The sequence below is a fragment of the Cellulomonas sp. 73-92 genome (assembly GCF_001898175.1).
In the GTDB taxonomy this organism is placed as follows: Bacteria; Actinomycetota; Actinomycetes; order Actinomycetales; family Cellulomonadaceae; genus Cellulomonas.
In genome coordinates this window covers 278,580-304,699 of the sequence record NZ_MKTH01000014.1, presented here as the reverse complement: position 1 = coordinate 304,699, position 26,120 = coordinate 278,580, and the positions used below count along the sequence as shown (strand labels likewise).

17 protein-coding genes are annotated in these 26,120 nt (G+C 73.9%); 10 read left to right on the top strand and 7 right to left on the bottom strand.

Annotated elements, in window-relative coordinates; all coding sequences use genetic code 11:
* Window positions 1–27: 27 nt before the first annotated feature.
* Window positions 28–1,299 carry an extracellular solute-binding protein gene (locus BGO37_RS11690; RefSeq protein ID WP_291755056.1) on the bottom strand — a complete coding sequence of 424 codons (1,272 nt, stop codon included), beginning with the start codon at window positions 1,297–1,299 and terminating at the stop codon, window positions 28–30.
* A 182-nt stretch (window positions 1,300–1,481) separates the two neighbouring features.
* On the opposite strand from BGO37_RS11690, the gene BGO37_RS11685 reads away from it, so the two are divergent.
* The 5 genes from BGO37_RS11685 to pflB (BGO37_RS11665) all read left to right on the top strand — a co-directional run bounded on the left by BGO37_RS11685 (window position 1,482) and on the right by pflB (BGO37_RS11665) (window position 11,261).
* A complete protein-coding gene (locus BGO37_RS11685; protein ID WP_291755053.1) occupies window positions 1,482–3,548 on the top strand; it encodes a glycogen debranching N-terminal domain-containing protein in 2,067 nt (688 codons plus the stop codon).
* 83 nt (window positions 3,549–3,631) lie between these two features.
* Window positions 3,632–5,518 carry a 1-deoxy-D-xylulose-5-phosphate synthase gene (dxs, locus tag BGO37_RS11680; RefSeq protein ID WP_291755051.1) on the top strand — a complete coding sequence of 629 codons (1,887 nt, stop codon included), beginning with the start codon at window positions 3,632–3,634 and terminating at the stop codon, window positions 5,516–5,518.
* A 145-nt stretch (window positions 5,519–5,663) separates the two neighbouring features.
* The gene (gene pflB, locus BGO37_RS11675) at window positions 5,664–7,928 is read left to right on the top strand and encodes a formate C-acetyltransferase (protein WP_291755049.1); all 2,265 of its coding nucleotides are present in this window, start codon (window positions 5,664–5,666) and stop codon (window positions 7,926–7,928) included.
* 5 nt (window positions 7,929–7,933) lie between these two features.
* Window positions 7,934–8,809, top strand: a complete 876-nt coding sequence (pflA, locus tag BGO37_RS11670; RefSeq protein WP_291755047.1) for a pyruvate formate-lyase-activating protein — start codon at window positions 7,934–7,936, stop codon at window positions 8,807–8,809.
* Window positions 8,810–8,993: 184 nt separating this feature from the next.
* Complete coding sequence (gene pflB, locus BGO37_RS11665) at window positions 8,994–11,261, top strand: formate C-acetyltransferase (RefSeq protein ID WP_291755045.1); 2,268 nt, start codon at window positions 8,994–8,996, stop codon at window positions 11,259–11,261.
* 140 nt (window positions 11,262–11,401) lie between these two features.
* Here the strand turns inward: pflB (BGO37_RS11665) and BGO37_RS11660 are convergent, their stop codons facing one another.
* A complete protein-coding gene (locus tag BGO37_RS11660; RefSeq protein ID WP_291755043.1) occupies window positions 11,402–12,793 on the bottom strand; it encodes a pyridoxal-dependent decarboxylase in 1,392 nt (463 codons plus the stop codon).
* A 266-nt stretch (window positions 12,794–13,059) separates the two neighbouring features.
* On the opposite strand from BGO37_RS11660, the gene BGO37_RS11655 reads away from it, so the two are divergent.
* Window positions 13,060–14,547, top strand: a complete 1,488-nt coding sequence (locus tag BGO37_RS11655) for an HNH endonuclease signature motif containing protein (protein ID WP_291755040.1) — start codon at window positions 13,060–13,062, stop codon at window positions 14,545–14,547.
* 51 nt (window positions 14,548–14,598) lie between these two features.
* Here BGO37_RS11655 and BGO37_RS11650 read toward each other — a convergent pair whose 3' ends face one another.
* From BGO37_RS11650 to BGO37_RS11635, 4 genes are all read right to left on the bottom strand, one after another.
* Complete coding sequence (locus BGO37_RS11650; protein ID WP_291755038.1) at window positions 14,599–16,749, bottom strand: 3-hydroxyacyl-CoA dehydrogenase NAD-binding domain-containing protein; 2,151 nt, start codon at window positions 16,747–16,749, stop codon at window positions 14,599–14,601.
* A 65-nt stretch (window positions 16,750–16,814) separates the two neighbouring features.
* The gene (locus BGO37_RS11645) at window positions 16,815–18,005 is read right to left on the bottom strand and encodes an HRDC domain-containing protein (protein WP_291755209.1); all 1,191 of its coding nucleotides are present in this window, start codon (window positions 18,003–18,005) and stop codon (window positions 16,815–16,817) included.
* A gap of 220 nt (window positions 18,006–18,225) precedes the next feature.
* The gene (locus tag BGO37_RS11640; protein ID WP_291755037.1) at window positions 18,226–18,639 is read right to left on the bottom strand and encodes a LuxR C-terminal-related transcriptional regulator; all 414 of its coding nucleotides are present in this window, start codon (window positions 18,637–18,639) and stop codon (window positions 18,226–18,228) included.
* 135 nt (window positions 18,640–18,774) lie between these two features.
* The gene (locus BGO37_RS11635; protein WP_367188105.1) at window positions 18,775–19,353 is read right to left on the bottom strand and encodes a DUF3000 domain-containing protein; all 579 of its coding nucleotides are present in this window, start codon (window positions 19,351–19,353) and stop codon (window positions 18,775–18,777) included.
* A 157-nt stretch (window positions 19,354–19,510) separates the two neighbouring features.
* Here BGO37_RS11635 and gndA point away from each other — a divergent pair, with 157 nt between their 5' ends.
* Genes gndA through BGO37_RS11615 form a run of 4 tightly spaced genes read left to right on the top strand, consistent with a single transcriptional unit; the run spans window position 19,511 to window position 24,852 of the window.
* The gene (gndA, locus tag BGO37_RS11630) at window positions 19,511–20,950 is read left to right on the top strand and encodes an NADP-dependent phosphogluconate dehydrogenase (RefSeq protein ID WP_291755033.1); all 1,440 of its coding nucleotides are present in this window, start codon (window positions 19,511–19,513) and stop codon (window positions 20,948–20,950) included.
* A 1-nt stretch (window position 20,951) separates the two neighbouring features.
* Window positions 20,952–22,001, top strand: coding sequence for a GNAT family N-acetyltransferase (locus BGO37_RS11625; RefSeq protein ID WP_291755032.1), 1,050 nt, complete (start codon window positions 20,952–20,954; stop codon window positions 21,999–22,001).
* The gene (gene murJ / locus BGO37_RS11620) at window positions 21,998–23,674 is read left to right on the top strand and encodes a murein biosynthesis integral membrane protein MurJ (RefSeq protein ID WP_291755031.1); all 1,677 of its coding nucleotides are present in this window, start codon (window positions 21,998–22,000) and stop codon (window positions 23,672–23,674) included. Before BGO37_RS11625 ends, murJ begins: the two co-directional genes overlap by 4 nt.
* Entirely contained in the window at window positions 23,674–24,852 is a 1,179-nt protein-coding gene (locus BGO37_RS11615; RefSeq protein ID WP_291755030.1) for a DegT/DnrJ/EryC1/StrS family aminotransferase, read from the top strand. The genes murJ and BGO37_RS11615 overlap by 1 nt, the downstream gene beginning before the upstream one ends.
* Here the strand turns inward: BGO37_RS11615 and BGO37_RS11610 are convergent.
* Window positions 24,821–26,047 carry an ATP-grasp domain-containing protein gene (locus BGO37_RS11610; protein WP_291755029.1) on the bottom strand — a complete coding sequence of 409 codons (1,227 nt, stop codon included), beginning with the start codon at window positions 26,045–26,047 and terminating at the stop codon, window positions 24,821–24,823. The genes BGO37_RS11615 and BGO37_RS11610 overlap by 32 nt on opposite strands.
* Window positions 26,048–26,120: the final 73 nt, after the last annotated feature.

The following is a 26,120-nucleotide window of genomic DNA, read 5'->3' as shown; positions in this document are numbered from 1 at the left end:
GGAACGTGCCCGGTCACCCCGCGTCGCCTACTGGTTCTGGTTGAGGACGGCCTGCAGGTTCGTCTGGACGGACGAGAGGATCGCCTTCGGGTCGCCCGTGGCCAAGCCCTCGAGCTTGGAGTTGAAGTCGGTGATGACGGCCGCGGCACCGTTCGCCGTGACCGTGTTCTGCGCGAACGACGCCGAGTCGATGAACGCCGTCAGCTCCGGGAACTGCGACTTGTAGGCCGCTGCGGCGGACTGCACGGACGGCATGACGCCGAACGCCTTGGCGAAGCCGACCTGGCGGTCGGTCGCGGTGAGGTACTTGACGAGGTCGATGGCCTTGTCCTGGTTCTTCGAGTCGGCCGCGATGCCCCAGCAGTTGGTGAACTGGAGCGTGCCCTTGCCGCCCGGGCCCGCGGGCAGCGGGACCACTTTGTACTTGACGTTCGGGTAGTTCGACGTCATGGCGCCGGTGATCCAGTTGCCCTCGATGGTCATCGCGGCCTTCCCGGTCCCGAACGCCTCGCCGCCCCAGCCCGCCCCGACGGTGGACGCGTACGCGAACGTGCCGTCCTTGAGGTGCGTCTGGACGTAGGTCAGCGCCGCGACGTTGGCGCTGCTGTCGACGGTGGCGGTCTTGCCGTCGGCGCTGACCATGGTGCCGCCGGCCTGCGCGAGGAACACCCCGATGCGGGCGTACTCACCGTTGAAGGCCAGCCCCACCCGGCCGTTGCCGGTGAGCTTCTTGGCGTCGGCCGCCAGCTGGTCCCACGTGGTGGGGATGTCCGCGTCGGTCAGGCCCGCCGCGGTCCAGTCGTCGGTGTTGATGACGAGGGCGAGCGTCGAGAAGTCCTTCGGCGCGCAGTAGAGCTTGCCCTTGTACGTGAACTGCTGCACGAGCGAGGGGTAGAAGTCCGACACCGCGCCGAGCTTGTCCCCGTACGCGAGCAGGGAGCCGTTGGCGGCGTAGCCCTGGAACGAGTCCGCGCTGACGTAGAACACGTCCGGCGGCTGCCCGGAGGCGAAGCCTTGTGCCAGCTCCTGGTTGAGGTTCGAGGCAGGACGCACCGTCGCCGGTGTGCCCGAGGTCGCGGACCAGGACGAGACCGCCTGGGTGACGGCCTGGGTCTCCGCGTCGCCGCTGGACCCGATGAGGACGGTCAACGAGCCGGACCCCCCACCCGTGCCGCCGGCCGTGCCGGTCGGGGACGTGCCACCACCGGAGAACCCGGATCCGCAAGCTGCCAGAGCCATCAGGCCGGCGATGCCAGCGGTGAGGCCACCGAGGCGACGCGCCATGAGATGTGCGCGCATGTGCCGCTCCTTCGACGTCCGGACACCGCCCCTGCGCGACGTCCGCTTTCATGACGCTAAGTCGCCTCCCGCGGGTCCGCTCGGCGACCGTGACCGGATCGTGACCGACGGGCGGGATGGGGAGGCGCGGCCTACGTTGGACGTCGGTGGCGCCGTCCGCCGGCGCCCGCAAGGGAGCGACGATGGACCTGCAGCCCTTCCTCCACGTGCTCCTCGCGGCCGTGCAGGCCCCGTCGCAGGCGTGGTCGGCACGCGACGGACAGGTGCGCGGGGCCGGTGCCGAGGGCTTCTACCACGGCGACGTGCGCGTCCTGTCGCAGGCCGTGCTCACGGTGAGCGGCGCCGAGCCGGAGGCGATCCAGGCCGCGCCGTCCGGCCGGCAGGAGGTCCACGTCGTCGCCGCGGTCCGGGGGATCGACGGGCCCGGGGCCGACCCGACGGCGCGGCTCGACCGCATCCGCACCGCACACCCCGAGGGGATCGACGAGGTGCTGCGGCTCTCGTGCTCGACCGCGGAGCCCGTCGTCGGGCGCCTGGCGGTGCGGATCCGGTCCGACGAAGGGGCGCTCGAGCAGATCAAGCGCGGCCTGCCGACATCGGCGCCCCCGGTGGCGATCGAGCCGGACGGCGTGCGGTGGACCGCGGGCTCCGTCGACGTCGTCGTCAGGGCGCCGGGCGCACGGGTGATCGCCGGGGAGGACTCCAGCCACGCGCTGCTCGAGTGGGACCTGGAGGCGCGCACCGGCGAACCGGCCGAGGCCGCCTGGTACCTGCGCGCCGTGCAGCACGCGCCGGTCGTCACGGCGCCGGCCAGCCCCGACGTGGAGTGGTCCGTGCCCGAGGTGGCCGCGGTCGACAAGCGCCTGCCGCAGATGCTGCTGCGCGGGCTCGGCGACCTCGCCGCGCTGCGGATGTCCGCGACGTTCGCCCCCGACGAGGTGTTCCTGGCGGCGGGGGCGCCGTGGTTCTTCACGCTGTTCGGCCGCGACTCGCTGTGGGCCGCCCGGATGCTGCTGCCGCTGGGCACCGACCTCGCCCGCGGCACGCTGCGCACCCTCGCCGCCCGTCAGGGCCGGGTGCGGGACACCGCGACCGCCGAGCAGCCGGGCAAGATCCTCCACGAGCTGCGACGACAGACGTTCGCGATCGGCGGCGGCGTGACGCTGCCGCCCCTGTACTACGGCACCATCGACGCCACCCCGCTGTGGGTGTGCCTGCTGCACGACGCGTGGCGGTGGGGCATGGACGCCGCCGACGTCGAGGCCCTGCTGCCCGCCGCCGAGGCGGCCCTCGCCTGGATGGCCGACTCGGGGGACGCCGACGGCGACGGCTTCCTGGAGTACGTCGACGAGTCCGGGCACGGCCTGGCCAACCAGGGCTGGAAGGACTCGGGCGACTCGGTGCAGTGGCGGGACGGTCGGCTCGCGCAGGGCACCATCGCGCTGTCCGAGGTGCAGGGGTACGCGCACGAGGCGGCGATCGGCGGCGCTGCGCTGCTGGAGGCCTTCGGCCGGCCCGGCGCCGACCGCTGGCGCGAGTGGGCGGCGCGCCTCGCCGAGCGCTTCCGCCGACAGTTCTGGGTGCACGAGCCCGACGGCGACTACCCGGGCATCGCGCTGGACGGCGACAAGCGGCTCGTCGACTCGGTGACGAGCAACATGGGCCACCTGCTCGGCACCGGCCTGCTCAGCCGGGAGGAGGAGGACGTCGTCGCGGCCCGGCTGGTGAGCCCCGACCTCTCGTCGGGCCGCGGGCTGCGCACCATGAGCTCGTCGTCGGCGGGCTACTGGCCGCTGCGCTACCACGGCGGGTCGGTGTGGCCGCACGACACCGCGATCGCGGTGGCCGGCCTGGCGCGCACCGGGCACGACGAGGCGGCGGCGACCCTCGCCGACGGCCTGCTGGCGGCGTCCGTCGACCTCGGCTGGCGCCTGCCGGAGCTGTGGAGCGGCGACTCGGTCGAGGACGTGCCGCGCACGGTGCCCTACCCGGCCGCGTGCCGCCCGCAGGCGTGGTCGGCCGCGGCGGTGGTGACGGTGCTGACGTCGGCGCTCGGGCTGGCGCCCGACGTGCCCGGCGGCGTGCTGCGCGTCTCGCCCGCCGCGACGACGCCGCGCCCGCTCGTCGTGCGCGGCCTGCGCCTGGCCGGGCGGCGGCTCGACGTCCGGCTGGACCGCGACGGGTCGGCCCACGTCGGCACCGACGCGCCGGTCCGCGTGGAGCTCTCCGGTACGCCGGAGCGGCGCTGACGTCTTACAGTGGACGGCCGGGCGTGCCGCGCCCAGCGCCCGCGGGACCGGCGGGCAGCGTCGCCGGAGGCACGGAGGTGGGTGTGGGCCTGCTGGAGGGCATCCGTTCGCCGGCCGACGTGCGCCGCCTCACGCCGCGGCAGGTCGAGGCGCTGGCCGCCGAGATCCGGCGCTTCCTCGTCGAGCAGGTCTCCCGCACGGGCGGCCACCTCGGTCCGAACCTCGGGGTCGTCGAGCTGACCATCGCCCTGCACCGCGTGTTCGACTCGCCGCGGGACACCATCGTCTTCGACACCGGCCACCAGGCGTACGTGCACAAGCTCCTCACCGGGCGCTCCGACTTCTCGCGGCTGCGTCGCTCCGGAGGGCTGTCCGGCTACCCGAGCCGCGCCGAGTCGGAGCACGACGTCGTCGAGAACTCCCACGCGTCCGCGGCCCTGAGCTGGGCCGACGGCATCGCCAAGGCCAACGAGGTGCGCGGCCAGCCGCAGCGGCACGTGGTCGCGGTGGTCGGCGACGGCGCCCTCACCGGCGGCATGGCGTGGGAGGCGCTCAACAACATCGCTGCCGGCCAGGACCGCCGGCTGGTGGTCGTCGTCAACGACAACGGCCGGTCCTACGCGCCGACGATCGGCGGGCTGGCGCGCCACCTCGACGCGCTCCGCACCGCGCGCTCGTACGAGTCGGTGCTCTCGTGGGGCAAGTCGACCCTCCGGCGCTCGGGCGCGCCGGGCCGGCTCGCGTACGAGGCGCTGCACGGGCTCAAGAAGGGCGTCAAGGACATCGTCGCGCCGCAGGGCCTCTTCGAGGACCTCGGGCTGAAGTACGTCGGCCCGGTCGACGGGCACGACGAACGGGCGGTCGAGCAGGCGCTGCGGCACGCCAAGGCCTACGGCGGCCCGGTGATCGTGCACGTCATCACCGAGAAGGGGCGCGGCTACACGCCCGCCGAGCAGGACGTCACCGACCGGTTCCACGCGGTGGGCCAGATCCACCCCGAGACCGGGCTGCCGGTGGCGCCGTCGCGGTTCGGCTGGACGGGCGTGTTCGCCGACGAGATCGTGCGCATCGCGCGGCGCCGCCCGGACGTCGTGGCCATCACCGCCGCGATGCTCCAGCCGGTGGGCCTCGCGCCGTTCGCGGCCGAGTTCCCGGGCCGCGTGTTCGACGTGGGCATCGCGGAGCAGCACGCCGCCGCTTCCGCCGCCGGGATGGCCTTCGGGGGGCTGCACCCCGTGGTCGCGGTCTACGCGACGTTCCTCAACCGGGCGTTCGACCAGATGCTCATGGACGTCGCCCTCCACCGCGCGGGCGTGACGTTCGTGCTCGACCGCGCCGGCATCACGGGTGACGACGGGCCCAGCCACAACGGCATGTGGGACATGGCGATGCTCGCCGCCGTGCCGGGGCTGCGCCTGGCGGCGCCGCGCGACGAGGACACCCTGCGCGCGGCGCTGCGCGCCGCGGTCGACGTCGACGACGCCCCGACGGTCATCCGCTACCCGAAGGGACCGGTGCCCGAGCCGCTGGCGGCGCTCGAGGACCGGGACGGGGTCGACGTGCTCGCCCGGCACGAGGGCGCCACGCCGGACGCCCGGCGCGTGCTCGTCGTCGGCGTCGGCCCGATGGCCACGACCGCGCTCGAGACCGGGCGGTTGCTCGCGGCCCACGGGCTGGCGGTCACGGTCGTCGACCCGCGCTGGGTGCTGCCGGTGCCGACGTCACTCGTCAAGCTCGTCGGCGAGCACGACCACACGGTGTGCATCGAGGACGGGCTGGTCGACGGGGGAGCGGGCGCGATGCTCGGCCAGCGCGCCCGTGAGCAGGGCATCGGCACGCCGGTCCGCGCGTTCGGGGTGCCACGGCAGTTCCTCCCGCACGCCACGCGCGAGGAGATCGTCGACGTGCTGCGGCTGCGGCCGCACGACATCGCGGCCGACACGTTGGCCGCGCTCGACGAGCTGCGCTAGCGGCCACGGCGGCCCGGCAACCACCGAGGTCAGCGGGCTCGGGCGCCGCCGCCCGGGGACGATGGTCCCGAGACATCCCATGTATTTTCGGGATACCGTCGTGACCAGCGTCGACGCCCGGCGACGTCTACCCGAGGGGGACCCGATGCCCAGCGACACCCGCTCGCGCGATGCGGTCGACTCGCTCCCCGGTGCCTGGCTGAGCTTCGTCGGCGGGCCGTGGGTCGACGACATCGACGTGCGTGACTTCCTGCAGCGCAACTACACGCCCTACGCGGGCGACGCGAGCTTCCTTGCCGGCCCGACCGCGCGCACGCGCGCGCTGTGGGCGACCGTCGAGGGCCTCATGGCGGCCGAGCGCGTGGGCGACTACCGCGTCGACGTGCGGACCCCGTCCCGGATCACGTCGCATGCCCCCGGCTACGTCGAGAAGGACCGCGAGCTCGTCGTCGGGCTGCAGACCGACGAGCCGCTGAAGCGCGCCATCATGCCGAACGGCGGCTGGGCGGCCGTGCGCCAGGCGCTCGAGGAGCACGGGTACGAGGCGCCGGCCCTGCTCGACGAGGTGTTCACCACCTACCGCAAGACCTTCGCCGACGGCGTGCTCGACGTGTACCCGCCGAACGTGCGGGCGGCGCGCAGCGCCCAGATCGTCACCGGCCTGCCGGACGACTTCGGCCGGGGCCAGATCGTCGGTGACTACCGGCGCGTGCCGCTGTACGGGGTCGACGCGCTGCTCGCCGCGAAGCGGCTGGAGAAGGCGGCGCTCGACATGGAGCGGTCGACCGAAGACGTCATCCGCGACCGGGAGGAGCTGGCGGAGCAGATCCGGGCGCTGGCCGACCTCGCGGCCATGGCCTTCTCGTACGGCTACGACATCTCGCGGCCGGCCACGACGGCTCGCGAGGCGGTCCAGTGGCTGTACTTCGCGTACCTCGCGGCCATCAAGGAGCAGAACGGCGCCGCGATGTCGCTGGGGCGCACCTCGACGTTCCTCGACGTCTACCTGCAGCGCGACCTCGTGACCGGTCGGATCACGGAGGAGGAGGCGCAGGAGCTCGTCGACGACCTCGTCATCAAGCTGCGCCTCGTCCGGTTCCTGCGCACCGCCGAGTACGACGAGCTGTGCGCCGGCGAGCCCACGTGGGTCACCGAGACGCTCGGCGGGACGGGGGAGGACGGCCGCCCGCTCGTCACCAAGAGCTCGTTCCGGTTCCTCGCGACCCTGAACGACCTGGGGCCGGCGCCCGAGCCGAACCTCACGGTGCTGTGGAGCGACCGGCTGCCGCAGGGGTTCAAGGACTACTGCGCGGAGGTCTCGCTCGACACCTCGGCGGTGCAGTACGAGTCGGACGAGCTCATCCGTTCCGCGTGGGGCGACGACGCCGCGATCGCGTGCGCCGTCTCGCCGCTGCGGATCGGCAAGCAGGTGCAGTTCGTCGGCGGCCGGGTGAACCTGGCCAAGGCGCTGCTCTACGCCATCAACGGCGGGCGCGACGAGGTGACCGGTCGCCAGGTGGCGCCGCTGTCGGCCCCGGTCGAGGGCGAGGTGCTCGACTACGACGACGTGCTGGCCAAGCTCGACCGCACGCTCGACTGGCTCGCCGAGACCTACGTCGACGCGCTCAACTGCGTGCACTTCATGCACGACAAGTACTCGTACGAGCGGCTGGCGATGGCGCTGCACGACCGCACCGTGCTGCGCACGCTCTCGTGCGGCGTCGCCGGGCTCTCGGTGGTGGCCGACTCGCTGTCGGCGATCAAGTACGCCACCGTGCACGCGCTGCGCACCACGGACGGCCTGGTGACGGAGTTCGCGGTCGAGGGCGCCTTCCCGAGCTTCGGGAACGACGACGACCGGGTCGACGAGATCGCGGCGAGCCTGCTGCACGCGTTCATGACGAAGATCCGCCGGCTGCCCACCTACCGCAACGCCCTGCACACGCAGAACGTGCTCACCGTGACGTCGAACGTCTCCTACGGGCGGGTCACCGGCTCGACGCCCGACGGCCGCCGGGCCGGGGAGCCCTTCGCCCCGGGCGCCAACCCGATGAACGGCCGCGACACCCACGGCATGCTGGCCTCGGCGCTCTCGGTGGCCAAGCTGCCGTACTCGGACGCGCAGGACGGCGTCTCGTTGACGACGTCGGTGACGCCGGACGGCCTCGGCCGCACCCGCGAGGAGCGCGTGGCCAACCTCGTCGGCCTGCTGGACGCCTACATGCTGTCCAGCGGCTACCACCTCAACCTCAACGTCCTCGACAAGGGCACCCTGCTCGACGCGATGGACAACCCCGACAGGTACCCCAACCTCACCATCCGGGTGTCGGGCTACGCGGTGAACTTCGTCCGGCTCTCGCGCGAGCAGCAGCTCGACGTGCTGAGCCGCACGTTCCATGTGACGGTGTAGCGATCATGAGCAGCAGCCACGACGGGGCGCCCGTCGTCGACCTCTCGACGCCCCTCGTCGGCGGCTCGACCCACCGCACCGCCGGTCAGGGCACCCAGGGCCTGCTGAACGCCGACTTCGACCGGCCCGAGCGGCTGGCGCAGGTGCGCACCGGCCAGCTCGGCTCGCTCCACTCGTGGGAGCTGGTCACGGCCGTCGACGGGCCGGGCACGCGCCTGACGGTGTTCCTCGCCGGCTGCCCGCTGCGCTGCCTGTACTGCCACAACCCCGACACGCTCGAGATGCGGCGCGGCACGGACATCACGGCCGAGGAGCTGCTGAAGAAGGTGTCGCGGTACCGCGGCGTGTTCCGGGCCACCGGCGGTGGCCTCACGCTGTCGGGCGGCGAGCCGCTGATGCAGCCGGCCTTCATCGGGCGCATCCTGCGCGGCGCGAAGGAGATGGGCGTCCACACGACCATCGACACGTCGGGCTTCCTCGGGGCGGCCGCGACGGACGCGATGCTCGACGACCTCGACCTGGTGCTGCTCGACGTCAAGTCCGGGATCCCGGACACGTACACGCGGGTCACCGGGCGCGAGCTGCAGCCGACGCTCGACTTCGGGCGCCGGCTGTCCGACCACGGCGTGGCGATGTGGATCCGGTACGTCCTCGTCCCCGACCTCACGGACGCGTGGGACAACGTCGAGGTGGTGGCGGACTACGTCGCCACGCTGGCGACCGTGGCGCGCGTCGAGGTGCTGCCCTTCCACCAGATGGGCCGCGACAAGTGGGACGCCCTCGGCATGCGGTACGAGCTGGCGGACACCCGGCCGCCGACGCCCGAGCTGGTCGAGCGCGTCCGCGGGCAGTTCCGCGCCCGGGGCGTCGAGGTCCACTGACCCTCGGGGGTCGCCCGTACCGGCCCACAGCCGGGTCGTCGTCGCGCCCTGTGGCGCCGTGCGCGCACCCTTGTGACACGGATCACATGCACGTGACCTGGTGGTTCGCTACACATGGGACCTTTGTCTCAAGTCATCCCATGTCTGAATCCTAGGCTGAATGACGTCCCCAAGGAGGAGCGTCATGACGATCACCGAGATCCCCGCCGCCGCGACAGACGAGACGGCCTGGGACGGGTTCACCGAAGGCCCTTGGACCGCGACGATCGACGTCCGGGACTTCATCCAGCGCAACTACACGCCGTACCTCGGGGACGCGGCGTTCCTCGCGGGGCCCACCGCGAAGACGCTGCGCACGTGGGACACCCTCGAGCGTGAGTACCTGTCGGTCGAGCGGGAGCGACGCGTCTACGACGTCGACACGCACACCCCGGCCGACATCGACGCGTTCCCCGCCGGCTACATCAGCGCGGACGACGACGTCGTCGTCGGCATCCAGACCGACACGCCGCTCAAGCGGGCGATGATGCCCAACGGCGGCTGGCGCATGGTCGAGACCGCGCTCCACGAGGCCGGCAAGGAGGTCGACCCCGAGGTCAAGCGGATCTTCACGCAGTACCGCAAGACCCACAACGAGGCCGTCTTCGACATGTACACGCCGCGCATCCGCGCCGCGCGCAGCTCGCACATCATCACCGGCCTGCCGGACGCCTACGGCCGCGGCCGCATCATCGGCGACTACCGGCGCGTGGCGCTCTACGGCGTCGACGCCCTCATCGCCGCGAAGAACGCGGACAAGGACTCGGTCGCCGACCAGCCGTTCAGCGAGCACTGGGCCCGCTACCGCGAGGAGCACTCGGAGCAGGTCAAGGCGCTCAAGAAGCTCAAGCGGCTCGGCGAGAGCTACGGCTTCGACCTGGGCCGACCGGCGCGGACCTTCCAGGAGGCCGTCCAGTGGACCTACTTCGGCTACCTGGCGTCGGTGAAGAGCCAGGACGGCGCGGCCATGAGCATCGGCCGCCTCTCGGCCTTCTTCGACGTCTACGCCGAGCGTGACCTCGCCGCCGGGACCCTCACCGAGGAGCTGGCGCAGGAGATCATCGACGCGCTGGTCCTCAAGCTCCGGATCGTGCGGTTCCTGCGGACCATCGACTACGACCAGATCTTCTCCGGCGACCCCTACTGGGCCACGTGGAGCGACGCGGGCTTCGGCGAGGACGGCCGGCCACTCGTCACGAAGACCTCGTTCCGGCTGCTGCAGACGCTGCGCAACCTCGGCCCGGCGCCCGAGCCGAACATCACGATCTTCTGGGACGAGAACCTCCCGGCGGGCTACAAGGAGTTCTGCGCCGCGATCTCCATCGAGACGTCGGCGATCCAGTACGAGTCCGACCAGCAGATCCGTTGCCACTGGGGCGACGACGCCGCGATCGCCTGCTGCGTGTCGCCGATGACCATCGGCAAGCAGATGCAGTTCTTCGGGGCGCGCGTCAACGCCGCCAAGTCGCTGCTGTACGCGATCAACGGTGGCCGCGACGAGGTGTCCGGCAAGCTCATCGTGCGCGGCCACGAGGGCGTCAAGGGCTCCGAGGCGCTGGACTTCGACGAGGTCTGGGCGAAGTACGACGAGATGCTCTCGTGGGTCACCGCGACCTACGTCGAGGCGCTGAACATCATCCACTACAGCCACGACAAGTACGCCTACGAGGCCGTCGAGATGGCGCTGCACGACGACGAGATCGTGCGGACCATGGGCTGCGGCATCGCCGGCCTGTCGATCGTCGCGGACAGCCTCGCGGCCATCAAGTACGCCAAGGTCTACCCGGTGCGCGACGAGACCGGCCTGGTGGTGGACTACATCACCGAGGGCGACTTCCCGGTGTACGGGAACGACGACGACCGGGCCGACGAGCTCGCGGCCCTCGTCGTGAGGACCGTGATGGACAAGATCCGCCACCTGCCGATGTACCGCGACGCGGTGCCCACGCAGTCGGTGCTCACCATCACGTCCAACGTGGTCTACGGCAAGGCGACCGGGGCGTTCCCGTCGGGGCACAAGGCCGGCACGCCGTTCGCGCCGGGCGCCAACCCGGAGAACGGCATGGACACGCACGGCATGGTCGCCTCGATGCTCTCGGTCGGGAAGCTCGACTACGACGACGCGCTCGACGGCATCTCGCTGACGAACACGATCACGCCGTCCGGCCTCGGCCGGACGAAGGACGAGCAGGTCGCCAACCTCGTCGGCATCCTCGACGCCGGCATGAGCGAGGGCCTGTACCACGCGAACATCAACGTGCTCAGCCGCGAGACGCTGCAGGACGCGATCGACCACCCGGAGAAGTACCCGAACCTCACGGTCCGCGTCTCCGGCTACGCCGTGAACTTCGTCAAGCTGAGCAAGGAGCAGCAGCTCGACGTCCTGAGCCGCACGTTCCACGAGTCGGCCTGATCAGCACGGACGGTCGGGCGCGCCCGGCGCCCGGCCGTACGTCACCGCGGTTGGTGAGCGTTCCCGCGGCGGCAGCACCCAGTCGGCCCCCGGATGGCACTCCATCCGGGGGCCGACGCCTGACCGGGTGCTACCGCGCGTCACGGCGTGGCCTCGACGGCTCGGCGCACGGCGGCCAGCGTGCGGGCGACGTCGTCGGCGTCCGTGGACCAGTTGCTCACCGAGACGCGCAGCACCGCGCGTCCGTGCCAGACGGAGCCGGAGATCCAGGTGTCGCCGTCGGCGAGGATCGCGGCGCCGACGGCGCGGGTGCGGTCGTCGTCGCCCAGGGCGAGCACGACCTGCGTGTAGACGACGTCGTTGAGCACCTCGACCCCGTCGATCGTCGCCAGGCCGGCGGCGATCGCGCGGGCGTTCGCCGCCAGGCCGTCGACGAGGCCGGCCACACCGGCACGGCCCAGCTGCCGCAAGGCGGCCCACACGGGCACGCCTCGCGCCCGCCGGGACATCTCGGGGACCTTCTCGTAGGGGTTGGCGGCGCCGGGGGCGTCGAAGAGGTACGCCGCCGCGTGGGCGCCGAACGCCGCCCGGACCGCCAGCGGGTCCCGGACGATCGCGATGCCGCAGTCGTACGGCACGTTGAGGGTCTTGTGGGCGTCGGTCGCCCACGAGTCGGCTCCGGACATGCCGTCCGCCAGGTGCGCGAGCTCCGGGCTGGCCGCCGCCCACAGCCCGAACGCACCGTCGACGTGCACCCACGCCCGGTGCGCGTGGGCGGCGGCGATGGCCGGGCCGAACGGGTCGAACGCGCCCGAGTGCAGGTTGCCCGCCTGCAGCACGACGAGGACCGGCTCGCCGTCCGGCACCGCGTCGAGCGCGGCGGCGAGCGCGTCGGCGCGCAGCCTGCCCTGGTCGTCGACAGCGACCGTGCGCGGCAGCCCGAGGCCGAGGTAGCGCAGGGCCAGGTCGACGGAGTCGTGGCGCTCCTCGCCGGCGAGCACGTGCAGCGGGGGAGCGCCGATCAGGCCGCGCTCGTTGACGTCCCATCCGGCGCGGGCGAGCACGGCGTGACGGCCCGCGGCGAGCCCGACGAGGTTGGCGGTGGTCCCGCCGGTGGGGAAGCCGACCTCGGCCGTCGCCGGAAGGCCGAGGGCCTCGAGCAGCCACCGCGCGGCGGTCTCCTCGACCGCGACCACGCCGGGGGTCGGGGTCCGCATGCCGGCGTTCTGGTCCCAGGCGCTGACGAGCACGTCGGCGCCGAGCGAGGCCGGGAGCGTGCCGCCCATCACCCAGCCGAAGAAGCGCCCCGAGCCGATCGCCATGAGGCCGGGCTCCACGGCGGCCGCGAGCTCGTCGACCACGTCCCGCGGGGCCGTCCCGTGCTCCGGCAGCGGCCCGGCCAGCGCGGCGAGGACGGCGTCGATGTCGGAGCGCGGCGGCACCGCACGCTCGCCGACGCTCGCGAGCCAGTCCCTGGCGTGCTCGGCGGCGGCGTCGAGCGCCGCCACGTGGTCGCCTCCGTGCATCGTCATGAACGCCTCCTGGGGGGTCGTCGTGATCAGAGGCCGACACGGTCGGTCCTCACGGAGTATCCAGAGCCCTGGGGCGGCAACGGGATACTCGGAGCTGGACAGGATCGTCCTGGCGAGGAGTCAGGACGGCTTCGCCAACGGTGAACATCCGCACAGATGTTCGACAATGCCTATCGGTTGTCAGTGGCCTCCGATACCATCGATGCAGGTCAGACCCCATAACTGTGGGTCTGTGGCGACGTCGGGGGGCGGTCGTGGAGCGTTGCGTGCATCCGCTCGTGGCCGCGTTGGCGAGCGTTGTCGATGCCGTGGTCGGGGCGGTGCAGGGGTCACCGGCGGAGTCCGTCGGGCTGTCGCAGGAGGAGGCTCGCGAGCTGCTGCTGGCGGTGTTCGCCCAGTCCGGCCGTCTTCAGGTGGCCGGTGCCCGGCTGTCCACCGCGGTGGACGACGAGGGCTTGTGGGCGCTGGACGGTGCGCGCTCGTTCGGGCACTGGCTGGCGGCAGCGACCGGGATGCCGTACGTGAAGGCTCGCTCCGTGGTGGCCACCGGGCGCGCGTTGCGCGACCACCTGCCCGCCACGTTGGCGGCGGGCCTGGCCGGTGACGTCAGCGTCGAGCAGGTGCAGACCATGGCGATCGTCGCCGCGACCAGCGAGGCCCGGTGTGCGGCGTTGGCTGCGCCGGCCGAGGACTGCGGCGAGGAGTTCCTCGTCGGCCACGCGCGGGAGAGCGGTGCGGACGGCTTCCGCCGGTTGGCCCGCCGCTGGGCGGCGGCCGCGGATCCGGCCTGCGACGAGCGCGGCTACCAGGACGCGTGCGACCGGGAGTTCGTCGCGTTGTCCCCGACCCTCGGCGGCTTCCACCTGGCCGGGTTTCTGACCACCGAGCACGGCGCAACTCTCGGTTGCGCGCTCGACGCTGTGATGACCGCTCCGGCGGCCGGTGACGCGCGCACCACCCAGCAGCGGCGCGCCCAAGCGCTGGTCGACCTCTCACGGCTGGTGCTGGACCACGGCTTGGTCGGCACCGGCGCCGCCGTGCGCCCCCACCTGTCTGTCGTCGTCGACTTCGACACTCTCCGCCGCGTCCTCGAGGGCCCACACACGTCCGACGCCGCTGTGGTGCGGGCGCACCGTGGGCGGCTGGCGGATCAGGGCCACGACGCCAGCGGTGACGGGGCCGGCCGGGGGCTCAGCGAGGATGACGGCCACGACGCGAGCGGTGACCAAGCAGGTAGCCGCAACCCCGATGGTGACGCGTTGGTCGAGGTCCCGTTCGACACCGCCTTCCGAGCAGCGGCCGAGCGTGGCTGCCTGTTCCGCCTGGCGCCGGTCGCCGACGTCGAACGCTTCGCGGTCGCCGAGGTTCTCGGGGCCGGGCCGATCCCGGCCGGCGTGCTGGCCCGGCTGGCCTGCGACAGCGAGGTGTCACGGATCGTGTTCGGGCCGGACTCGCAGGTCATCAACGTCGGCCGCGCCGAGCGCACCTACGCCGGTCCGCGCCGCAAGGCGGTGATCGCCCGCGACGGGCACTGCCGCTACCCCGGCTGCACCGCACCACCGGCGCTCGGGGAGATCCACCACATCGACCAGTGGGTCCGCGACCACGGCGAGACCGACATCAACGCCGGCATCTTGCTGTGCTGGTACCACCACGACCTGATCCACCGGCTGCACGTCGAGATCCGCCCCTCACCCGGAGGCGGCTGGCTCTTCCTCACCCGTCGCGGCACTCCGGTCACGGCCGCGGCCTGAGCTCGCGGGCGCGGCGGGCAGATCGGTGCCGTCTCGTCGGCCCCCACCGCGTCAGGGCTTCGGAACGTTCGCGGTGCCGTCCGGCAGGAGGCGGTGGCCGAGGACGCGCTCGCTCCACCTGGAGCGGTCGAGGTACGGGCTGATCCCGCCGAGGTGCCACGGCCAGCCCGCGCCCAGGATCATGCAGCGGTCGATCTGCTGCGGCTCGGGGACGACGCCCTCGTCGAGCATGAGGCCGATCTCGGTGGCCAGGGCGGCCAGGACCGCGTCCCGGACGCCCGCCTCGTCGTGCGCCCGGCCGGCGGCGCCGAACGCCGCCTGGATCGCCGGGTCGGCGCGCCGTGGCAGCCCCGGTTCGGCGGCGGGCAGCACCAACGGCGTGCGGTCGGCGACCAGCCGGGCGAGCCCGGGCGAGGCCGGGAACCGGTCGCCCAGGTCGGCGCGCAGCGAGGTGAGCACATGGAGGCCGACCGCCGGTCCCACCAGGTCGAGGAGCTCGAACGGTGGCATCGGCAGGCCCAGCGGGTCGAGCGCGCGGTCGGCGACCTCCACCGGCGTGCCCTCCTCGACCGCGCCCAGGACGACGCCGAGCAGCAGCACCAGGAGGCGGTTGACGACGAATCCCGGGCGGTCGCGCACGCCGACCGCGTTCTTGCCGAGCCGGGCCACGACGTCGAAGGCCGTCGCGAGCGCGGCGTCGTCCGTCCGCTCCGCCCGCACGACCTCCACGAGGGGCATCGCGGCGACCGGGTTGAAGAAGTGCAGGCCGACGACGCGTTCGGGGTGGGCGAGGCCGTCCGCCATCTCGGTCACCGACAGCGCCGAGGTGTTCGTCGCGAGCACGGTGCCGGGGCCGACGACACCCTCCAGCTCGGCGAACACCTGCCGCTTGACGTCGAGGACCTCGGTGACGGCCTCGATCACCAGGTCGCACCCCGAGAAGACCCCGACGTCCGTCGATCCCGACACGGAGGCGACGATGCGGTCGCCTTCCGCGGCGGCGAGCCGCCCGCCCTCGACCTGCCGCTGCACCGACGCCCGCAGCGCCGCGAGCCCGGCGGTCACCCGCTCGTCGTCCACGTCGCGGAGCACCACCGGGACACGGAGCCGGCGCGCGACGAGCTGCGCGATCTGGGTGGCCATGAGGCCGGCGCCGACGACACCGACCCTGCCGACCGGCCTCGCCAGGGCGGCATCGGGCGCGCCGGCGGGTCGCTTGGCGCCCGTCACGAGGCCGAACGCGTAGGCGGCGCTGCGCATCTCGTCGGTCGTCGCCAGGTCCGCGAGGGCCTCGTCCTCGGCGGCGGCCGCCGTCACCGGCTCGACGAGGTCCTCCACCGTCGGCGCGCCGGCCACGGCGACGGCCGGGCCGGTGGCGGCGGGCCGGAGCGCGTCCAGCAGGTCCAGCGCGCGGTAGGGCGCCGGCCGGGAGGCATGGATGGTCGCCTCCAGCCGCCGCCGGGCCCGGGCCACGGCGCCCGACCAGGTGGCGTCGTCGTCCAGCGGTCGCCGCGCCACGGAGACCTCGCCCGCCAGCACGCTGCCGGCCCACGCGATCGACGCCTCGACGAAGCCCTCGGGCGGCAGCACCGCGTCGACGAGCCCGATCCGCGCCGCCTCCGCCGCGGCGAGGTTCCGGTGCGCGGCCGGCCGGGCGAGGACGACGTCGATCGCCGCCTCGATGCCGACGAGCCGGGGCAGCCGGTAGACCCCGCCCCAGCCTGGCACCAGGCCGAGCGACGTCTCCGGCAGCCCGAGGGCCGTGACGTCGGCCGCGACGGTGCGGTACCGGCAGGCCAGCGCGAGCTCGAGCCCGCCACCGAGCGCGGCGCCGCCGAGGAAGGCGAACGTCGGCACGCCGAGGTCCGCCAGCATCCCGTAGGCGGCGTGGCCGGCGCGGGCCAGCTCGAGGGCGTCCGCGCGCGCGTGCACGGACGCGACGTAGCCCAGGTCGGCGCCCGCGACGAACATGCCCGGCCGGCCGGTGACCGCGACCGCCGCCACGTGCCCGCCGTGCGCCCGTTGCCGGACCGTCGCGAACGCGGACGCGACCTCGGCGAGCCCCTGCGGGCCGAGGGTGGTCGGCGCGTCCAGGCCGTTGTCCACGGTGACCAGCACGAGGGTGCCGCCGCCGGGCAGCGCGACGTCGCGCAGGGACGCGCGGGCAACGCGCTCGGGACGGTGGGAGGCGGTCTGCGACATGGCTCTCCAGACGTCGTCGTCCGGTGCGGCCGGGGGCCCCCGGCCGGCCGTTCCCGCAGGCTACGTCACGCGGTCGCGGCCCGCAGCGCCTGGGTGAGCGGCTCGCCGAGCAGCCCGACCTGCCAGTGACGGGCGCCGCCGGCAGTCAGCGCGGCGGCGACCGAGTCGACGTCCAGCGTGGGCGGCGGGCTCCAGCACAGCCGGCGCAGCAGGTCGGGCTGGAGGAGGTTCTCGACGGGTGTCTGCCAGGCCTCGGAGGTCGCGACCATGACGGCGCGCGCCGCCGTCAACCGCGCGGCGGCACGGGGGTCGCGGTCCGACCAGGCACGGATCGGGGGCGGGGCGTCCGTGCGAGGTCCGCGCACCGACGGCAGCTCGGCGTCCGGCAGCGCGAGGGCCCGGTCGATCGCGGCCTGCCACAGCGCGGCGCGGCGGCGCGTGCCCTTGCCGGAGAACGCGGGCAGGCCCACGAGCTGCGGGACGGACCGGGGGAGCGCCTCGGCGGCCGCGACGATCGCGCGGTCCGGCAGCACGCGGCCCGGCGCGATGTCGCGCTGGCGCGCGTTGTGGTCCCGGGTCTCCCAGAGGGACCTGACCACCGCAAGCCGCCGGGCGTCGTGGATCGCGTGCAGCCCCGACACCCGCCGCCAGGGCTCGGCGCGGACCGGGGCCGGCGGAGCGGTGCGCTCGGCCTCGAACTCCTCGGCGGCCCAGACGGCCTTGCCGGCCTCGGCGAGCCGGTCGGCCAGCACCTCCCGCACCGGCACCAGCAGCTCGACGTCGAGCGCGGCGTACCGCAGCCAGTCGCGCGGCAGCGGCCGGGTGGACCAGTCGACGGCCGAGTGCTCCTTGGCGAGCCCGAGCCCGAGCGTGTCGGCGACGACCGCCGCGAGCCCCACCCGCTCCATGCCGAGGAGCCGGGCGGCGAGCTCGGTGTCGAACACGCGAGAGGGGTGCATGCCCTGCTCGGCGAGCCCCGGCAGGTCCTGCGAGGCGGCGTGCAGCACCCACTCGACGCCGACGAGCGCCCGGGAGAGGCCCGAGAGGTCGGGCAGGGCCACGGGGTCGATGAGTGCGGTCCCCGCGCCCTCACGGCGCAGCTGCACCAGGTAGGTGCGCTGGCCGTACCGGTAGCCGGAGGCACGCTCGGCGTCGACCGCCACCGGGCCCGTGCCCGCCTCGAAGGCGGCGATCGCCGCGGCGAGGGCGGCGGGGGTGTCGATGACGTCCGGCACGCCGTCGGCCGGCTCGAGCAGGGGGACGACGACCCGTTCGGCGGCGTCGGCCTCGTCGGCCGTCTCCTCGCGGGGGGCGTCCTCGTCGGGCACGACCGGGTCGTCCGCCTCGTCCCGGGGCGCGCCCGCCGACGACCCGCGACCCGCGTGGTCGTCGGGTCGCGCGCCGGTGCCCTGGGAACTCACAACCTTCACCGTAGGCGAGGCGGGACCTCGTCCCGCGCACCCGCGCCGGGCGGGATCAGTCGAGCAGGCCGGCGCGGATCGCGATGGCGACGAGCTGCGCCCGGTCGCCGGTGCCGAGCTTGCGCGAGATGCGCGCCAGGTGGCTCTTCACGGTGAGGGCCGAGAGGCCCAGCTCGGCCCCGATCTGCCGGTTCGAGTGGCCGTCGGCGACCCGGCGGAGCACCTCAATCTCGCGCTCGGACACCTCGGGGCGCTGGGCGACGGGCTCCCGCGCGGGCGGCAGCAACGCCGGCATCGCGTCGGTCTCGCCGACCACGGCACCCCGGACGCCGCCGGCGAGGAGGGACAGGATCTCCGCGTCGTGGGCACGGCGCGCGAGCACGACGACGCGCGGCAGCCCCCGGCGGTGGAGCGCACGCACGAGGTTGTCGCCCTCGCCGTCGCCGATCTCGGCGACCACGATGCACATGGGCTGGCGGACCTCGGCGGGGGCCTGACGTGGTACGACCGGGCGGACGCCGACAAGGTCGTGGCGCGCCGGGTCGATGGTCACACCGGCTCATCGGCACGACCCCGGCCAGCCTTGATACCGCCTAGCGGATGATCAACGGCGCGGCGGCAGCGGCGTCACGCCGTCCGGCAGGGGCTCCAGGCCGGCCGCCGTGCAGAGCAGACCCGTCCAGGCGAGCAGGTGGGGGCCGAGGTTCTCGTCGTCCGCGGTCCAGGAGGCCCGGATCTCGAGCTCGCTCGTCTCGTCGGCCCGCTCGATCGACCCGAAGCTGTGCGACAGCACCCGCGTCACCGTGCCCGCCGGGGCGTGGGCGCCTGGCCCCACGGCGGCCAGCGCGTCGGTCACCCAGCTCCACGCGACCTCCGCGAGCAGCGGGTCGGTGCCGACCTCGGGCTCCACGGCGGTGCGGACCAGCGTCACGAGCCGGAAGGTCCCGTCCCACGCCTCCTGGCCGGCGGGGTCGTGGAGCACGACGAAGCGGCCGGACGCCAGCTCGTCGGCGGCCAGCGACCGGCGCGCGCTGCGGACCTCGGCCGTCAGCGCGGCGGAGTACGGGGCGATCCGCGCGGGTCCGGAGACCTCGTCGAGCACGATCTCGGGACGGACGGTCACCGCGCGCAGGGAGCGCAGGGCCCGGATGAACTGCTCGGGCACGTCCTCGGGGACAGGCACGAGGCGAGGGTAGGCGTGCGCCGCGCGCGTCGGCATCCGGCGCGCCGGGGCGCCGCCCGTCCCGGCACTAGGCTGGCCAGGGCGCACCCGCGCTGACGGCGGGCGGGGTCGCAGGAGGCGGCTCGACGCGCCCCGGACGACACGAAGGAGCCCTCGGATGGCGGACGCCCTGGCACAGATCGGTGTGACGGGTCTGGGGACGATGGGCCGGAACCTCGCCCGGAACCTGGCGCGCCACGGCTATGTCGTGGCGGTGCACAACCGGTCGCAGGCGCGCACCGACGCGCTGATGGCCGAGTTCGGGCACGAGGGCACGTTCGTGCCGTCGTCGTCGATGGCCGACTTCGTCGCGAGCCTGGCGCGGCCGCGGACGGTGGTCGTCATGGTGAACGCGGGCGCGGCGACGGACGCGGTGATCGACGAGTTGACCGGGCTCCTGGAGCCCGGCGACATCGTGGTCGACGCCGGCAACGCGCACTTCCCGGACACCGTGCGCCGTGAGGCGGCGCTGCGCGCGCAGGGGTTCCACTTCGTGGGCACCGGGGTGTCGGGCGGCGAGGAGGGCGCCCTCAACGGTCCGTCGATCATGCCCGGCGGCACCGTCGAGGCCTACGCGACGCTCGGCCCGATCCTCGAGTCGATCTCGGCGCACGTCGACGGGGTGCCGTGCTGCACGCACGTGGGCCCGGATGGGGCCGGCCACTTCGTCAAGATGGTGCACAACGGCATCGAGTACGCCGACATGCAGCTGATCGGCGAGGCGTACGACCTGCTGCGCCAGGGCCTCGGCTGGTCCGCGGCCCGCCTGGCCGAGGTGTTCGCCTCGTGGAACGCTGGCGACCTGGAGTCCTACCTCATCGAGATCACCGCCGACGTGCTGGCGCACACCGATGCCGCGACGGGCAAGGCGTTCGTCGACGTCGTGGCCGACCGGGCCGAGCAGAAGGGCACCGGCCGCTGGACCGTGCAGAACGCCCTCGACCTCGGCGTGCCGGTCACCGGCATCGCCGAGGCGACGTTCGCCCGCGGCCTGTCGGGAGGCGTCGCGCAGCGCGACGCGGCGCACGGCGTGCTGCCCGCGCACGCCGAGCCCTGGGCCGTGTCCGACGAGGCCGGCTTCGTCGATGACGTGCGGGCCGCGCTCTACGCGTCGAAGGTCGTCGCCTACTCGCAGGGCTTCGACCAGATCGCCGCGGCGTCGGCGCAGTACGGCTGGGGCATCGACCGGGGCGCGATGGCGCGGATCTGGCGAGGCGGCTGCATCATCCGCGCCAAGTTCCTCGACCGGATCACCGAGGCGTACGCGCGCGACCCGCAGCTGCCGCTGCTGCTCGCGGACCCGTACTTCACCGGCGTCGTCGGCGACGGGCTGGCCGCCTGGCGGCGGATCGTTGCCGCGGCCGCCAGCCACGGCGTCCCCGCGCCGGCGTTCGCCTCGTCGCTGGCCTACTACGACGCCGTGCGTGCCGACCGGCTCCCGGCCGCCCTGACCCAGGCGCAGCGCGACTACTTCGGTGCGCACACCTACCAGCGCACCGACAAGGCGGGCACGTTCCACACCGACTGGTCGGGCAACCGTCAGGAGAGCGAGGTCTGACGTGGCGCCGACCGCTCCGACGGCCGACCTCGTCACGTCCCGCGACGCGTGGGACGCCGACGTCCTGGCCCAGGGTGGCCATCCGCTGCAGCTGTGGGGCTGGGGTCAGGTCAAGGCGGCCGGGGCGTGGACGCCCTACCGGCTCCGCGTGAGCGACGGCGGCTCGCTCGTCGGGCTCGCGCAGGTGCTCGTCAGGCGGCTCCCCGCTCCGTTCGGGCGGCTGTCCTACGTGCCGCGCGGGCCGGTCGTCGTCGGCGACGCGGGACCCGAGGGACCCGAGCTCGACGAGCGGCGGGCGGCCGTCACCGCGGCCGTCGTCGCGTGGTGCCGAGAGCACGTCGGCGGCCTCGGCGTCTCGCTGGAACCCGACTGGCCCGCCGGCAGCGCGGCCGTCCCCGGTGCGCGGCAGGGGACCGCCACGGTGCTCGTCTCGTCCACCGTGGTGCTGGACCTGACCAGGACGCCCGACGATCTGCTCGCCGACATGGACCGTTCCCCGCGCCACGACATCCGCAAGGCGGCGCGCGACGGCATGGACATCCGGCGCGTCGAGACCGACGACGACGTGCGCGCGGTGCTCGGCGTGTACCGCGAGACCGCGCGCCGCGCCGACTTCGCGCTCCACTCGGACGAGTACTACCTGTCGGTGCACCACGAGCTCGGGCCGCGGTCGGTGCTGGTCGCGGCGTACGACGAGGCCGGCGCGCCGGTGTGCTTCTCGTGGTGCATCAACTCGACACGCACCTCCTTCCAGCTGTACGGCGGCGGCAACGCCGCCGGGCGCAAGATGCGCGCCACCACCCCGGTGTACTGGCGGTCGGTCGAGATCGCCCAGCAGGACGGGCTGGCGCGGTTCGACTTCAACGGCCTGCTCAACGACGGCATCAGCGACTTCAAGCGCAGCCTGGCCAAGCACGAGGACGCGATGGTCGGCACGCTCGACGTGCCCTTCTCGCCGATGTACGACGTGTGGAACCGCGCCCTGCCGCTCGCGAAGCGCACGCTGCGGGCCCTGCGGGGCCTGCGCCGCGACAAGGCGGAGGCCTCGTGACGGACGGCAGCCCCGTGGCGGAGGACCGGCTCAGCGACGACCGGCTCCGGCGCGGCTCCCTGGCCATGACCGCGGGGACGTTCGCGTCCCGCGGGACCGGCCTGGTGCGCACGATGCTGCTCGTCGCCGCGGTCGGCCTCATCGGCCCGGTCGCGAACGCCTTCGACGTCGCCAACACGTTGCCCAACCAGCTGTTCGCGCTGCTGTCGGCGGGCGCGATCCAGGCGGTGCTGATGCCGCAGATCATCGCGGCGATCGCGGCGGACGACGCGAAGGAGCGGCTCGACAAGCTCCTCACCCTGACGACGGTGATCCTCGCCGCCTTCACGGTGGTGCTGGTGGCGGCGACGCCGGTGCTGATCCGGCTGTTCACGCTCGCCGGCGGCTGGGACCCGGCGCAGATCGCGCTGGCCATCGCCTTCGGGTACTGGTGCGTGCCGCAGATGTTCTTCTACGGCCTGTTCGGCGTGCTCGGCGACGCGCTGAGCGCGCGCGGGCAGTTCGGCGCCATCGGCTGGGCGCCCGTGGCGAACAACGTCATCTCGATCGCGGGCTTCGGCGCCTTCGTCGCGATCTGGGGCAGGGCGGGGGACAACGGTCCGAGCCTGGAGGCCTGGACCGCCGGGCAGACGGTGCTGCTGGCGGGGACGGCGACGCTCGGGATCGTCGTGCAGGGCCTGCTGCTCGTCGTCGCGCTGCGCCGCGGCGGGTTCCACTGGCGGTTCCGGCTCGGGCTGCACGGCCTGGGGCTGCGCACCGCCGGCAAGGTCGTCGGGTGGACCCTCGGCGCCGTGGCGCTCGAGCAGGTCGGCGTCGCCTACCTCAAGAACGTCACCTCCGCCGCGGGCGCCGTGATGACGGCCACCGGGCTGGCGGCCGGGAACGCGGCGCTCACCAACGCGCTGACCATCTACCTCCTGCCGCACTCGCTCGTCGTCGTCTCGATCGTCACCGCGCTCTTCCCGCGCATGAGCGCCGCGGCGACCATGGGCAACCTGGACCGGGTGCGCGCGGACATGTCGACCGCGCTGCGGCTGGCCGGCGTGTTCTCCGTCATCTCGGTCGCGGTCCTCGTCGTGCTCGCCGCACCGCTCCTCAAGGCGCTGCTGCCCTCGATCACGCCGCACGACCTCGACGTCAGCGCACCGGTGCTCCAGGCGATGGCCCCGGGCCTGGTCGCCATGGGCGCGACCGTCATCGCCAAGCGGATGTACTACGCCTTCGGCGACGGGCGCGGCATCTTCGTCATCCAGGTGCTGGCGACCGCGTCGCTGCTTCTCGTGATGTGGCTCGGCACGCTGTGGCTCGCCGCGCCGTGGTGGACCGTCGCCGCCGCCGCCGCGACCACCATCTCCACGTGGATCTCGGTCCTCGCCCGCGTGCGCGGGATGCGCCGGAAGCTCTCGGGCATCGACGGGCGGCGCGTGCTGGCGCTGCACCTCAAGGCCGGCCTCTCGGCCGCGATCGCCGCCGGCGTCGGGTGGGCGGTGCTGGCCGCGATGACGTCGGGCGTGCCGGCGGCGTCGCTGCGCTGGGGCCACGCCGTGCTCGTCTGCGCCGCCGTCGGCGCGACCATGGTCGCCGTCTACGTCGTCGTCATGAAGGTGCTCCGGGTGCAGGAGCTCGAGTCGGCGCTCGCGCCCCTGCTCAAGCGGCTGCGGGGTGCCCGCTGATGGCTGCCGACCCCGCCACCCGCGCCGTCACGCAGGCACTCGCCGCCCGCACCGGCACCGACCCGGGCGACTGGTTCCTCGTCTTCAAGGCGCGGTACGGCATGGCGGTCGTGTTCCGCGCGGTGCGCGAGGGCCGTGGTCCGGGGGAGGTCGTCACCCAGATCTTCACGTGCTCGACCGCGGTGGACCCGATCCTCGCGGCGGGGCTGACGCCGCGGCACGCGGACGTGTCGCCCGACACCGTCTCGATCGACCCGGACCGGCTGGTGCTGACCGACGCGGCCCGGGCCGTCGTCGTCCAGCACACCTTCGGGATCGTGGACGACGAGCGGGCGGCGCGCGTGGCGGCCGCGGCCCGGGGTGTCGGCGCCCTCGTCGTGGAGGACTCGGCGCACTGCGTGGGGCGCCTGGCGCGCGACGCGTCGGGCCCGGTGGCCGACGTCTCGATCCACTCCTTCGGCGTCGAGAAGGTGCTGCCGACCCACTTCGGCGGCGCGGTGTGGCTCAACCCGGCGGCCGATGCCGGGCTGCGCGGGCGGATGGCCGACGAGCTGGCGGGCCTGCCGGTGGTCGGCGCGAGGCTGGACCTGCTCGCGCGGGCGTACCGCGCCGAGGTCGGCGTGCTCAACAGGCTGCCCGGCGCCGTCTCCGGGCCCGCGCGGCGGGCGTTGACGGCGCTGCGCGCGTTCGAGCCCGCCGTCGCGCCGGCGGAGGGGCGCGGCCGGCTGCCGTACCGGGCGATGCGCCCGTCGCCGTGGATGGCGCAGACGATGGCCGCCGCGCTGCCGCGGCTCGACGAGGTGGAGCAAGGGCGGGGGGCGCTGGTGGCCGAGTACCAGCGGCTGCTCGGCGACGCCGTCCAGGTCCCGGCGGGCGCCAGGCCGGGTGACCCGCTCGTGCGCTGGCCGTTCTTCGCGCCGGACGGGCCGACCGCCCGGCGCGTGCTGCACGCCCTGGACGCCGCGGGGATCTACGCGGGCAGCTGGTACCGGCCGGCTCTGTTCCCCGGGGTCGAGGACCCGCAGCGCTACGGCTACCGGCCGGGCGACCCGGCCCTGGCGACGTCGGAGGACCTCGTGGAGCGCGTGGTGAACCTGCCGACCGGGGGCGACGTCGCGGAGGCGCGGCGGGCGGCCGAGGTCGTGCTCAGGGTAGTGGCCGGAGCGCCGCGAACCTGACGTAGTCGAGCGAGCGCCGCAGGTCGAGACGCGCGACCTCGATGCGCCGGCGCAGCGACCGGTCGGCGCGGTAGCGCAGCGTGTGGACCCGCCCGCGCCGGCCGACGGAGCGCACCCGCGCGCGCAGGGCTCCGGGGACGAAGCCCAGCACCACCGGGTACGGGGCGTTGAGCCAGAGGCGTTCGTCGGTGGTGACGGTCTCGTCGAGCGCCCGCCCGTAGACGTGCTCCTCGACGGTGCGGCGCGGGATGTTCGCGCCGGCCGCCGTCGCGTAGTACGCCGTCGCCCCCGTGCGCAGGTTCACCTCGAGCAGCTTGTCGACACCGTGGGCGTCGCGCATGAGGTCGACGTTCGCCGCGCCCACGTAGCCGATCCCGTCGAGGAGCCGGCGGAGCGAGGCGACCAGGGCGTCGTCGGCCACGGAGAAGATCGCGTTGTTGTTCCCGACGAGCTCCGGGTTCCACTCGGTGAGCGCGACCTGGCCCACGGAGGCGATCCGCATGGTCCCGCTCCGGTCGGAGTAGGTGTTCGCCACCCGCATCACGGACTCGTCGCCCGCCAGCAGCTCCTGGACGATGAGGTCGCCCGTGTAGCCGGCGCCGTGGATCCGCGCGACGAGCTCGCGCAGCCGCTGGGCGTCGGGGACCCGGTAGACCTTCTGCTTGCCCTCGAAGGCGATGCGCGGGTACGTGTCGGTGTCCGACGGCTTGAGGATCACCGGGTAGCCGAACGGGAGGGCGTCGCCGAGGGTCGGGTCCTGGCCGCCGGGGCCCACGACGACGGTCTCCGGGTGCGGCACACCCAGCTCGGCGCACGTGCGGTAGAAGTCGGTCTTGTCGATGATGCGCCGCTTGATCGCCTCGTCGACCAGGGGGATCACGTAGTCGGGCTCGAGCCGGTCGCGGTGGTCGATGACGACGTTCGTGTAGTACTCCACCGTGGCGAACAGGACGCGGGTGCGGCCGGGGAGCTCGGCGGCGAGGTCGCGCAGCGCCGCGACCACGGCCTCGGGGTCGCCGAACGACGGGGAGGTGCGCACGTCGACGATCGCCGAGTGGGCGGTCTCGCGCAGCGGCGCGCGCCCGAGCGCCAGCGACCGGACGCCGAACGCCTCGTGCAGCGCGCGGGCGGTGGCGTAGGCGCCCAGGCCGGTGCCGAGGATGACCGGGACGAAGTCGTCGTTCCCGTAGAGCATGTGCGGCAGTCCTCCGGTGCGCCTGGCAGGGTCGCCAGGCATCGTACGGCCCGCCCTGCGTCGCCCCGGCGCC